This window comes from Flavobacterium sp. FlaQc-49, assembly GCF_044005985.1.
Lineage (GTDB): Bacteria > Bacteroidota > Bacteroidia > Flavobacteriales > Flavobacteriaceae > Flavobacterium > Flavobacterium cupriresistens.
The window spans coordinates 520,718-534,234 of the sequence record NZ_JBIPCS010000001.1 but is presented as its reverse complement, the minus strand read 5'-3'; the positions used below and the strand labels follow the sequence as shown (position 1 = coordinate 534,234).

General features: G+C 37.8%; 8 protein-coding genes. 7 read left to right on the top strand and 1 reads right to left on the bottom strand.

Annotation, left to right across the window (positions count from 1 at the left end; genetic code table 11):
- Positions 1-335: 335 nt before the first annotated feature.
- Positions 336-1,298, bottom strand: coding sequence for an ornithine cyclodeaminase family protein (locus ACHRV3_RS02045; RefSeq protein ID WP_395434345.1), 963 nt, complete (start codon positions 1,296-1,298; stop codon positions 336-338).
- Positions 1,299-1,450: 152 nt separating this feature from the next.
- On the opposite strand from ACHRV3_RS02045, the gene ACHRV3_RS02040 reads away from it, so the two are divergent.
- From ACHRV3_RS02040 to ACHRV3_RS02010, 7 genes are all read left to right on the top strand, one after another.
- Positions 1,451-2,743, top strand: coding sequence for a S28 family serine protease (locus ACHRV3_RS02040; protein ID WP_395434343.1), 1,293 nt, complete (start codon positions 1,451-1,453; stop codon positions 2,741-2,743).
- A 318-nt stretch (positions 2,744-3,061) separates the two neighbouring features.
- The gene (locus ACHRV3_RS02035) at positions 3,062-3,664 is read left to right on the top strand and encodes an RNA polymerase sigma factor (protein WP_047778037.1); all 603 of its coding nucleotides are present in this window, start codon (positions 3,062-3,064) and stop codon (positions 3,662-3,664) included.
- Between the two features lie 433 nt (positions 3,665-4,097).
- Entirely contained in the window at positions 4,098-5,312 is a 1,215-nt protein-coding gene (locus ACHRV3_RS02030) for a FecR family protein (RefSeq protein WP_395434342.1), read from the top strand.
- A 221-nt stretch (positions 5,313-5,533) separates the two neighbouring features.
- The gene (locus ACHRV3_RS02025; RefSeq protein WP_395434341.1) at positions 5,534-8,842 is read left to right on the top strand and encodes a TonB-dependent receptor; all 3,309 of its coding nucleotides are present in this window, start codon (positions 5,534-5,536) and stop codon (positions 8,840-8,842) included.
- A gap of 22 nt (positions 8,843-8,864) precedes the next feature.
- Positions 8,865-10,559: a RagB/SusD family nutrient uptake outer membrane protein gene (locus ACHRV3_RS02020; RefSeq protein WP_395434339.1), complete on the top strand. Its 1,695-nt coding sequence runs from the start codon at positions 8,865-8,867 to the stop codon at positions 10,557-10,559.
- Positions 10,560-10,681: 122 nt separating this feature from the next.
- A complete protein-coding gene (locus tag ACHRV3_RS02015) occupies positions 10,682-11,905 on the top strand; it encodes a glycoside hydrolase family 27 protein (protein WP_395434338.1) in 1,224 nt (407 codons plus the stop codon).
- Positions 11,906-11,915: 10 nt separating this feature from the next.
- On the top strand, positions 11,916-13,349 hold the full coding sequence (locus ACHRV3_RS02010; RefSeq protein WP_395434337.1) for a trehalase family glycosidase: 1,434 nt from the start codon (positions 11,916-11,918) through the stop codon (positions 13,347-13,349).
- Positions 13,350-13,517 lie beyond the last annotated feature (168 nt).

The following is a 13,517-nucleotide window of genomic DNA, read 5'->3' as shown; positions in this document are numbered from 1 at the left end:
ATTCGCACAGATTATCTAATTATTTTGATAGTCTGGTTTTATCTAACTCTTTTCGATTTGATGCAAAAAGTAGTTATCGTTTCCAATTTTTCTTTTTCTCACGCAGATTTAGCAGATTTTTTTATCGTTGCATTAAAAAAAAAATCCGCCAAATCTGCGTGCTATTTTATTTTAATGCGTTGAATTCCTGATAAAAATGCGCCGCTGCAACTAGATCTTCTAACGCATGCCCAATAGATTTGCTTCGCCTGTTCGCTATCGCTCGGGTAGCAGATTCTTTATAATTTCATTTAAAAAAAATCCGCCAAATCCGCTGAACCCGCTAAATCCGTGTGCTATTTTTCATTACTGTATTTCTCATAAAAATGCGCAGCCGCCACCAGATCTTCTAACGCATGTCCAACAGATTTAAAGAAAGTAATTTCGCGGTCGGTAGTTCTGCCTTTTTTGCTACCGGAACACAATTCGAATAAATCGGCTTTAATGTCGCTAACTTTAATAACATTAGTCTGTAACGGAATTACAATATCTCCGCTTTCTTTTAATCCACCCTGATAAGTGTCAATAAAAATGGAGGTCCTTGAAATGGCAGTATCATCTGCCTCGCGCATATCTTTTTTATAAGCTCCCACTAAATCCAAATGTTGTCCTTCTTGTAACCACTCTCCAAAAACTAAAGGTGTTTTTGATAAAGTAGCGCAGGAAATGATATGGGCTTTTGGAATGGTATTTTCAATAGAATCAACCGTTTCACAGGTAAAAGGATATTCTTTTAAGGAGTCACAAACGAGTTTTGCCTTAGCAGGATTTCTTCCCCAAACATACACTTTTGTTATAGGTCGGACACTCGCATGTGCCCGAATCAAATTGGTCGCCAAAGCGCCTGTTCCAATCATAAATAAAGTGCTGGCATCAGTTCGTGAAAGATAACTGCTGGCTAATGCAGAAACTGCTGCTGTTCGGGCTGCTGTTAAAGCTTTTGCTTCTAATATGGCTTTCACGTGACCTAAATGAGCATCCAGATAAACATAAATTCCCTGAATAGATGGTAAATTGTGATTACCGTTATTTGGACTTACCGTTACAATTTTTACACCCAGATCATTCCCCGGATGAAAAGCGGGCATTAATAATAAGGTCGAATCTACTTTTTCTTCCGGATTTGGAAAGTCATGGTGGTGTCGCATCGGAACTTCGATTTCGGTATTAGAAAAACCTTTTTGCAAGACTTCTACCAAGGTTTTATAGTCGCAATTTTCAGCTATAAAGGAGTCGGATATAAAGGGAATTGTGGTCATTTGGATCAGTTTTAGATTAAAATTAAAACTTTATTTCAGGATAACTATATTTTATCCGGAATCAGATAAAATATTACAATTAACGGATAATATAGTATTGGTTCTGATTTAACAATGACAGTAATTTTAAAAATTGAATTAAATAGTATAAAATGAATAAAAAACTGTACATCGCTTTATTGCTCTTTATCGGCTTGAGTGCTTCGATTGGTTCGGCTCAAACGGTAGCAAAACCTGTGGCGGATCTTCAACAAAAATTAACGGAGTTGTTTCCTAAAGCTGTCATTACGCCAATAGAAAATCTGGAAGGATATACAGCGTCCTATCAATTGATCTTAGACGAACCATTAGATCACAAACATCCCGAAAAAGGAACTTTTCAACACTACATTTATCTGTCGCATGTTGGTTTTGACAGGCCAATGGTTATAGAAACACACGGATACAATACCGGAAATATAAAAAGTGAAGTAAGTAGTTTATTGCAAGCCAATCAGGTTGCGGTAGAGTATCGTTTTTACGGGAAATCAAGACCTGAGCCAATTCCGTGGCAATATTTGACCAATGATCAGGCCATTGCAGATTATCACGGAATAGTAACACAATTAAAAAAACTATATACCGGAAAATGGATTTCAACCGGCATTAGTAAAGGAGGAGAAACGGCTCTAATCTACAAATCAAAATACCCGAAAGATGTTGATGTTGCGATGCCGTATGTGGCTCCTTTAATTAATACTTGTGAAGATCCCAGAACCGTAACACATGTAAAAGTGGTAGGGAAACCGGAATGCAGAGCAAAAGTTACAGCTTTACAGCGAGCAGTTTTGCAAAACAGAGCCGAGCTAATGGCTGTTTTTTCAGAATACGCAACAGCCAAAAAAATGCAATACACTAAGGTACCGATGGAAGAAGCTTTGGAATATGCCGTTTTAGAATTTCCATTCTCTTTTTGGCAATGGGGTGGGAAATGTGATGAAATACCCGCCGCAAACGCTACCCCAAAAGAACTGTTTGATTATTTGAATAAAATTGTAGGTGTGGGAACTTACAATGATAAGATGTATTTCAATTACCTACCTTCGTACTATCAGCATTTAAGCGAGTTGGGGTATTATGGATTTGATTTTTCTCCCGTTGCAGATTTACTTAAAACTGTAAAGAGTACTTCCAACGATCGATTTGCTCCGAAAGACGTTGTTATAAAATACAATCCCAATTATATTAAAAAAGTGCGTAAGTATGTTGAAAATAAAGGAGACCATATTTTATACGTCTATGGTGGCTACGATACCTGGTTTTCTTGTTCCCCAACACCAAAACCAAATGTAGACGCCTTAAAGATGGTACTACCCGAGGGAAGTCATGCCACCAGAGTCAAAGATTTTTCTGCAGCAGATCAAGCACTTATTAAGAGCACGTTGGATAGATGGTTGAACAAATAAAATTCTTTGATGCAGCAGAACGATTCAATTTTTTGTAATGCATCCTTATAATATAGTGTAGCAGTTACTGAGCCTTATCAAATTTTTATAAAGCAGTTTTGCGTCTGGCAGCTGACTTAATTTTCAATTTTAGCAGGGAATGTTTCGTGTCATTAATCTTCCATAACTGCTATGGTTCAGGACTTGCTACGCTTTTTCTAGAAATATTTTTTTGGAGATTAGTTAACAGAAAACTAAGTAGCATAGTACAATTTAGAGGTAATATAATATAGGTTTAGTAGGCTGATTGCTTGTATTTTTAAAATAAAAAAATAAATTTTGATCCAAAATAACGACATAGATCTGGTTGAAGATTTTAGAAATGGCAAGGAAAAAGCAATTCGTAAGTTGTATCTGCTTTATTACCGACCGCTGTGTTATTTTAACAAGACTTTGATTAAATATTCGCAGGAAGCGGAAGATATTTCTACAGAAACATTTTTAAAACTACTTCAAAAAAAGCATGATTTTGACAACTTATCAGATATAAAATCGTTCCTTTTTGTGACCTCAAGGAATGCGTGTTACGATTTTTTAAGAAAAGAGAAGCGCCATAAAAAAGCACATGAAGAAATTAGCTTTTTAACCGAATCTGCAGAGCAATTTGGAGAAGGCGAGATGATAACAGCCAAAGTACTCCAAACCATTTATTGCGAAATGGAAAATCTGCCCCAACAATGCCAGGAAGTTTTCAAATCTATTTTTATTGAAGGCAAAAGCACCGCTCAAATTGCAGGTGAAATGAAAATAAGCCCACAAACGGTTTTAAATCAAAAATCAAGAGCATTGTACAAAATCCGTTTAGCATTGCATCAGGAGAATATACTTTCTACAGTGGCATTGGTTAATATGCTTTCGGTGCTATTTTACAAACAAAGATAGTATTGCTCTTTCGCATCCCCATTAAGTAAACGGTACCCTTATCGTGTTTTATCCCTCCAAGTCAATCCGAAGAGCCACACAAATCCCTACCTCATTTTGTCCCTCTGAGCAAAGCCGAAGAGCTTCATAATCCATAAACGTGATCCTCACCCCACTTGTGTGTCTCTGAGCGAAGCCGAAGAGCCTCACAAACCCCTACCTCATTTTTGTCCCTCTGAGCAAAGTCGAAGAGCCGCACAAACCCCCACCTCATTTTTGTCCCTCTGAGCGAAGTCGAAGAGCTACCTGCCTTAAATATAATCTTTTTCATGATAGTCTTTGTCGTTGTAAATCAACTAATTACAAAATAATTCAAAAATAACTCCATTTTCCTGTAGTTAAAAAAACATTTGATACGTGTTGTTCTATACAACATAAAATCAAAGTTAAGATTATGTCAAATTTGCCATTTCAAATAGATGAATTAATATTAAAATTCCTCAATAAAACCATTACGCCTAACGAACATTTTGTTTTAAAAGAATGGATTAACAGCTCCCCAACCAACAAAGAAATCTTTGAGAATCTTACCAATAAAGAATGGGTAGCTACCGAATTAGATAAAATGTATGAATTTGAAAAAGACGCAGGTTGGGAAACCATTGCAGCTTCCTTAAAACACGCTAAAAGAATAGCTGGAAAAAAGAATAGAAAGTGGTTTCAGATGGTGGCTGCTGTTGTGTTGTTTGCGTTAAGTATAGGGTTCTGGTTTTATAAAACTCCTAATAAAGTAATTCCGGATCAGAATTTATCTCAAAAAGAACGTTTCGGTGTAGAAATTATGCCTCCAGAAATCAATCAGGCGATTTTAACCCTTTCCAATGGTAAAAAGATCATCGTGCAAAATGACCCCAAGAAAGAGCTGATTATCCATGCAACAGCACTAACACTAAAAACGAATGACGGCAATATCATTTCTAAAGATCGTATTAATTTAAAAAAAGAGGTTTTAGCCCAAAATACTTTAGCTGTACCTAAGGGAAGTAAGCCCTTACAATTACTATTAGCAGATGGTACAATGACCTGGATAAATGCAGGGTCCTCTTTAACATTTCCATCTGAATTTATTGGTAAAGAACGAAAAGTAAGCATGACCGGAGAAGTTTTCTTTAAAGTAGCAAAGAACAAACACATGCCTTTTAAAGTAAGTGCTAACGGAACGGAAACGGAAGCATTGGGAACTCAATTTAATATCAATGCTTACACGGACCAGCCCAATACAAAAATCACACTGGTTGAAGGAAGTATCAGAGTAGAAAAAAGAGTCTCTAAACTTTTGATCGGAAGTCTGATCGTTAAACCCAATCAGCAGGTGATTGCTGAAAAGGAACTGACTTTAATTAAGGAGGCCAATATAGAAGAAACAACTGCCTGGAGAGATGGAGAGTTTTATTTTGAAGGAGCAGATATTAAAGTGGTTATGAATCAGATTTCGAAATGGTATGATCTTGACGTAGCCTATAAAGGAACTATTAATTCTTCGTTTGTTATGAAAATCTCCAAAGATGTACCACTGTCCGAATTGCTGAAAATAATGGAAATGACAGATTTAGTCCGTTTTAAATTGGAAGGAAAAAAAATTATAGTAATGTCTTATACAAAACCATAGAGAGGCTTTCGAGAGTCTTAATAAGGTTCACCGGAAATTAAAATGATTTTATAAAAAAAGCCGGAAAGTGTTCGAGCACTTCCGGCGATATAAGAGGTTGTTTTAATCATACAAGTTCCACAAGTAGTAATTATTAACCAATAACCAAAGTTATGAATTTAAATCCAATTTTGAAGACTTCGCCTACCAAGCGAAAGTCAAAATTTAAAACATCACTAAAGATGAAAATTACCGGCATTTTATTGCTAGCAGTTACCATGCAGGTCTGCGCAACAGGAATGGCTCAAAAAGTAAGTCTGACATTTAAGAATGATAAGTTGTTGACGGTCTTTAGAGAGATAGAGAAACAAACTAATTACAGTTTTGTTTATGGGAAAGAGCAACTGACGAAAGCGCAAAACATTACGATTTCTATTCAGAATGAAAAATTAGAAACCGCCTTAGAGCTGATTTTCAAAAACCAACCCATGACTTATACGTTAGAAGGGAATCATGTAATCCTGAAAAAACGAAGTGATTTTGCAAATCTTTCAGAAATAATTCAGCCCATACAATTGCAGATTAGCGGAAAAGTAACCGACGAAAGTGGTTTGCCGCTTGCTGGAGCAAACGTACTTTTAAAAGGAACCAAAAAAACGGTTTTGACGCAGGATGACGGAAGTTTCGAAATTCAGATTCCAAGTTATAAAAGCACTTTGATCGTTTCCTTTACGGGCTTTATTTCAAGGGAAATAATACTTTCAGAAGGAGAGAATGCGATTACCGTTCAATTAAAAGAAGAAAACAAAACATTGGATGAAGTGGTAGTTGTTGGATATGGCTCGCAAAAGAAAGGAAGTTTAACCGGTGCTGTTTCTTCTATAAACGGAGCTGCTTTGGTAAAAAGTTCTACTCCAAACGTTTCCAATACCTTAGTAGGAAGGGTTGCCGGAGTTATCGCAAATAACCGTTCCGGAAGACCCGGAGATGACAATGCAACTATTCTGATTAGAGGAATCAATTCTTTTGGAGGAGGAACAGGACCTTTAGTCGTGATTGACGGCATACCCGATCGAGATTTAAGCAGAATGAATCCCGCAGACATAGAAACGGTTACGGTTTTAAAAGATGCTTCGGCCGCTATTTACGGAGTGAGATCTGCCAATGGTGTAATTCTGGTGACAACCAAAAGAGGGAAACTAGGGAAACCAACGATTCAATACGACGGATCTTACGGGATACAGCAATTAACCAGAATGACCGAGCGTGTTAATTCGTGGCAGTACATGACCTATTATAACGAATTAAATGTAAATAAAGGAAATGCTGCACCTTACGCACAAGCAGATATTGATAAATACAAAGCAGGAAATGTTCCCAATTATACCAGTACAGACTGGATGAAAGCGGTCTTTAGACAAAATGCCCCACAATCGACTCAATCGTTATCCGTTAGTGGTGGGACTGAGGATGTGAAATACTATTTATCAGGCCAATATCTGAATCAGGAAAGTAATTTCAGAAATAGCGATGAATTGTTTAAACAATACAATCTGAGATCCAATATAGATGTAAAAATAAGCAACAACCTAAAAGTCAATTTTGATCTTGCCGGACGCAGAGAAAGCAGGGTGTATCCTTCGGCATCGGTAGGTAGTATTCTTCATGAAACGGTTAGTATGTATCCGTTTATTCCGGATTATTATGCAAACGGACTTCCTTCTGCGGGTATTGCAAATGGTAGAAATCCGGTTATTATGACTTCTTCAGCTGCGGGATATGATAAAATTCAAAACCTGATCCTGAATCCAAAAATTGGATTTGAATTGAAAATGCCATACGTAACCAAAGGATTTTCTGTAAGCGGATATGCTGCTTTTGATTATGCTTTGCGTAGCGAAAAGAGATTTACAAAACCCTGGGATGCGTACTCGTATGATAAAACTACCGATACTTACAACAATCAAAAAGCAAGTACTGCTATTTCGAGTGTAACTCAAGACGAATTCCTGTCTAATGAAAATACGTATTTTTTTAAAGCAGCTTACGACAGACAGTTCGACAAACACGAAGTAAATGCTTTTTTAGGTTACGAGCAAACCACCAATATAAATAAGAGAACCACGGCTTACAGACGAGATTTATTAAGCGATCAATTGGACCAGATTTTCACAGGAGGCACCGTAGCGCAAGATGCCAATGGATTTGAATACCAGGACGGAAGAGAAAGTTATTTAGGCAGAGTGGCTTATAACTATGACGGTAAATATTTTGCAGAAGTTTCGGCTCGTTATAACGGATCATTCAATTTTCCTACCGAAAATCGTTGGGGAATGTTTCCCGCATTATCCTTAGGCTGGAAAATATCCAATGAAGATTTTTTCAAGGATAATATTAAAATAGTAGATCAGTTTAAAATTAGAGCTTCTTGGGGAAAAATGGGTAACGATGCCATCGCTCAATATTTGTTTATGACCCGATATCAATTGAATACGATTCAGGAGTATAATGTATATTTTGGAGACTATACTCAGGCGACTAATTTATACCTTTCATCAACACCAAATCCTAATATTACCTGGGAAAATCAAGACACAAAAGATATTGGTTTTGACGCTTCTTTTCTGGACAATAAATTAAAAGTTGGGTTTGATTATTTCCACTATGTAAGAAGTGATATTTTGGCAGCTCGTAGTGCTTCGGTTCCACAGTACACAGGGTTAGTACTCCCGCCGGAAAACATTGGGAAATCACAAAATCATGGTGTAGACATAGCGGTTAGTTATGCTGGTGGTACGACAGATTTCAAATACAATGTAGGGCTTAATTTTACCTATGCCAAAAGCAAAGTCATTTTTCGTGATGAGTCCCCAAATATTCCCGAATGGCAAAGATCTACCGGAGAAGCAATCGATTCGTGGTTAGTGTATAAAACAAACGGAATCTATCGCAGTCAGGCAGATGTAGATGCATCTCCACACTTAGAAGGAGCAGCCCCCGGTGATCTTTGGCTAAAAGACATCGATAATGACGGTAGTATCACAAGCAACGATAAGGTAAGAATCCCCGAATCTGCTACACCAAAAATCGTGTACGGTATTCCAATGGGATGTCAGTACAAAGGATTTGGTTTGGATATTCTTTGGACGGGTCAAACCATGGCAAAGCAAATGATACTTCCTCAGGCGCAAGGTTCTATAATTGCCCCGCCAACCTGGTTGTATGACGGCAGGTATACAGCAGAAAATCCAAATGCGCCTTATCCGCGAGCATTCAACAGTACAGATAGTAGAAATAATGTTCCTGCCGATTTTTGGTTGAAAGATGCTTCATTTCTTCGTCTAAAATCTCTTGAAGTATCCTATGTATTACCAAAAAACATACTGAACAAACTAGGCGTTACAAACTTCAGATTTTATGTAGGAGGCTCTAATCTGTTCTCTATTGATAAAATGAAAAAATACAATGTCGACCCGGAAACGAATAATACCACGGGTATTAATTACCCTCAGGTACGTATTTACAGACTTGGATTGAATATCGGATTATAATAAAATAGCTAAAGAAAGAAGTATGAAAAATTTTAAAATAAGAAGTATAAAAAATAAAATAGTACTGGCTGTTTTTATGATGGCCAGTGGACTGTTCTGGTCTTGTAGTGACGATATTTTGGACAAAGTTCCTTTAGATTCCTATACAGATGCGTCGGTATGGAATGATTTAAAGCTGACAGAAGCCTTTGTGAATAATTTGTACAATGTACTCCCAACCACACAACACAACTGGGATACCGCTACAAACCGCACTTGGGCACTGTCTGCTTCTTGTGATGAAGCGTATAATAAATTCAATGATTATAATTCTTCAATTATCAATTCGGGTGCGCTGACACCGGATAATATGAATGAATTTGATATCTGGGCTCCAACCTATGCCATCATTCAAAATTGCAATATTCTGCTTTCTAAAATTGATCATGTTCCGGGTGATGCCCAATGGAGAAATCGTTTAAAAGGAGAAGGCACTTTTCTAAGAGCCTATGCCTATTTTAAATTAATCCGTGATTATGGCGGAGTGCCTTTAGTCAAAGAACCTTTTGATCTGAACAGTAATTTTAATGTAGATCGCAGTTCTTATGAAGCATGTGTTGCCTTTATTTCGGATGAATTGGATAAAGCCGCTACCATGTTGCCTTTAGATCAGAGCGGTGCCAATTTAGGAAGAATCACCAAAGCAGCGGCCTTAGCATTGAAATCCAGAGCACTATTGTATGCCGCAAGTCCGCAATGGAATCCGTCGAATGATTTGACAAAATGGAAGAAAGCGTCTGATGCTGCCAAAGCCGTAATCGATCTGAATGCATTTCAATTGTACACCGGAAATTATGCTGATTTATTCACTACCACTAATTCGGAAATAATTGCCGTTCGTTTATCGAGTAAGGTTCCGCAATGGAGCGCTTTTAACGGAGTGGAAATGTTTAATTCGCCAAGTGGTTTTCATGGCTGGGCATCCTTTGCTCCAAGTCAGAATCTGATAGATGCTTTTGGAACGGCCGATGGTAAAGATATCACAGATCCTACATCAGGATACGATCCTCAAAAGCCCTACAAAAACAGAGATCCGCGTTTTTATAAAGATATTGTTTATGATGGACGTTCCTATGGTAACCCTGCCTTTTGTCAGGACCGTTACAAGGCAGGACATTCAAACATAGCAGAGTTTTATGAAGGAGGTTTAGATTCTCCTCAAGGCTGGGATACCTGGAACAATAGTGCAACACGTTATACGTTCCGTAAATATTGTGATACTACTTTTAATTACAATACAGAAACCCAAACCAACAAGCCTTACATCATTTCGCGTCTGGCAGAGATTTATCTGAACTATGCCGAAGCACAATTTAAAACAGGCAATGATGCCACTGCACTGCAATACCTGAATCTGATTAGAAAACGCGCAGGAATAAACAATGATCTGCCGGCATTATCAGGAACAGCATTGGAGAATAAAATTTACAACGAAAGACAAATCGAATTGTGTCTTGAAGGGCACCGTTATTACGATGTACGTCGCTGGAAAATTGCCGAGGTAACAGAAAACAAACCGTTAATGGGGGTCATTATTACCAAGAATACTAATGGTACAAAAACGTATACCTACACTAAAGTACAAGACAGGGTTTTTAAACCACAACATTATTTATTGCCAATTCCAAGAACAGAAATTAACAGGACAAGTCTTGTTCAGAATCCGGGATATAATTAAGGGTTTTGATTAGTTGAACGATATTATGAATCATAAGCATAATATCAATTTTGGTGCAAACCCACTTTTTAGAAATAAATAGCTGGGTTTGTTTTTTAGATTATTTATAAAAAAAACGAAAAATGAAAAATTTTAAAACAATGAAATGGGCTCTTATCAGTATGGCTTTTTGCGGTACACAACTTTCTGCACAAAAGGTCGAAGATTTAGCACCTACACCGCCAATGGGTTGGAATAGCTGGAACACTTTTCACACCAATATCGATGAAAAAATGGTAATGGAAACCGCAGACGCTCTTGTTTCCTCAGGCATGCGCGATGCCGGATACGTCTATTTGGTTTTAGACGATGGCTGGATGGCAATGGAAAGAGATCGTGAGGGAAATTTGGTTCCCGATCCTAAAAAGTTTCCACGCGGAATGAAGTTTGTTGCCGATTATGTGCACTCCAAAGGATTAAAATTCGGAATGTACAATTGTGCCGGAACCCTAACCTGTCAAAAATACCCGGGAACTCGAGGGTATGAGTATCAGGATGCAAGAAATTATGCCTCTTGGGACATTGATTTTTTAAAGTACGATTGGTGTAATACAGCCGGTATAAATGCCAAAGAAGCCTATACAACTATGAGTGATGCATTGCAAAAAACAGGAAAACCAATTTTGTTTAGTATCTGCGAATGGGGTGTAAATAAACCGTGGGAATGGGGAAAAGGAGTAGGGCAGTTGTGGAGAACAACAGAAGATATTTATCAGATTTTCGATTCGGTACACGACGAAGGAACCTGGAATTCGTTGAGCGTAATGCACATCGCCGATTTACAGTCCAATCTTCGTAAATATTCAGGACCAGGTCATTGGAACGATCCTGATATGCTGGAAGTTGGCAACGGAATGACTTATAATGAAGACAAAGCACATTTCGCTCTTTGGAGTATAATGGCGTCCCCGTTAATCGCCGGAAATGATGTTAGAAAAATGACAAAAGAAACCATAGAAATACTAACCAACAAGGAGATTTTAGCAGTCAATCAAGACCCGCTTGGGATTCAGGGATTCCGTTATCTGGACAAGGATGGATTGCAGGTTTGGTTTAAACCGCTTAAAAACGGAGATTGGGCAGTCTGTTTTGTAAATCGCAATACGCTGGTCAAAACCATTAGTTTTGACTGGAGCAAAGAAAAAATTGTAGACGAGATCTATGCTCATTCATTGGATAAAAACAGCACCTACAACCTCTTGGATCTTTGGAGCAAGAAAAATGCCGGAACCACAGCCAAAGAACTAAAAGCGACAATAGAACCACATGGCGTATTGATGTACCGATTAAGCAAAAGCGCTCTTTAAGTTGTACAGCATGAAAAATATTTTAATACTAATGCTCTTTAATTGTGGTTTTGTTTTGCATTCAAAAGCACAAGAGACCGTACGCTTTAAATCTTCAGACCAGGCAATCGAAAAAGCGTTTGTCTGGGCTAAAGAAACTGCCTTATCGTACAAAGGAGATCCGGACAGTCCCGTAGGTGCTTGGTATGAGGCAGCTTTGCCTTCCAGAGAGGCATTTTGCATGCGGGACATTTCGCATCAGAGTATAGGAGCTGAAGTATTGGGGCTTGGTAAGGCAAATAAGAATATGTTTTCTTTATTCGCTAAGAATATTTCAGAAAACAAAGATTGGTGTTCGTACTGGGAAATCAATAAACTCGGAAATCCTGCTCCAGCCGATTACAGAAATGACAAAGAGTTTTGGTACAACCTCAATGCCAATTTTGACATGATACAAGCCTGTTGGAGATTGTATGTATGGACAGGAGACGAAACGTATATCAAGTCACCTGAGTTTACCCACTTCTACGAAAAATCAGTAACGGACTATATCGAACGTTGGATTCTCGAAGCCGATTCCTTATTGACAAGACCAATGTATCCTAATGCTCCGATTCCCTTTGATGTAAAAGATGATTTTCACCGCTGCCGTGGACTGGCTTCCTATGACGAAGATGTACCGGATTTAAAAATGGGAGTCGATTTAGTTGCTTCAATCTATAGCGGGTTAGTGTCTTATTCCAAGCTTTTAAAAGCTAACGGAAATCTGGAGAAAGCAGCTCATTATCAAAGTAAAGCATTGCGATATAAAGAGCAGATAGATCAGATTTGGTGGGATCAATCACAGGCTCTTTATCAGACTTATTATACTGCCGACGGGAAATTTGGTAAAAGCGGTGGAGCTATTTTTTTGTTATGGTTTAATGCTTTAACCGACGAAACCCGAATTCAAAAAACAATTGAATATATCATTTCTTCCAAAAACAATGTCGAGACTTCTTCCTATTTGCCGACACTTCTATACCAACATGGTTTTGAAGACAAAGCATACCAGTATATTTTATACCTCTCAAGTCCCGAGACCAAAAGGAGAGAATATCCCGAAGTCTCGTATGGAATTATTGAAGGCATTGTAAGTGGTTTTATGGGCATTGAACCCAATAGCGAAAAAAACAGCGTGACTACTTTATATCGGGGTAAAAGAGGAACAGTTTCGGAACTGGATAATCTTCCTGTTTTGAATACCACGATAGCGATAAAACAAAACGAACAAGAAACAGTATTTCATAACAAAGGAACGAAGACGCTATTGTGGAGGGCCAAGTTTGCCGGAAAGCATCAGAAATTTTTAGTAAACGGTATAAAAATGAAAACTGGTCAAGAAGATAAAGAAAGGGGAAAAACCTATTCCTTTATTGATATTCCTGTTGCAGAGGGACAAATTGTAACAGTGTCTTGTTTATAAATGTTTACAGCTATTGATATTTAACACACATAGAGACATAGATTTAGGATTGACAATTTAAAGTCGATCAATAAAAACAAATTTTTGTAAGATACCTTATGTGTTTTATTTTAAGTGAAACGTCTTTTTTTAGGCTCAGCAAACTATGTCTCTATGTGTTAAAAACAA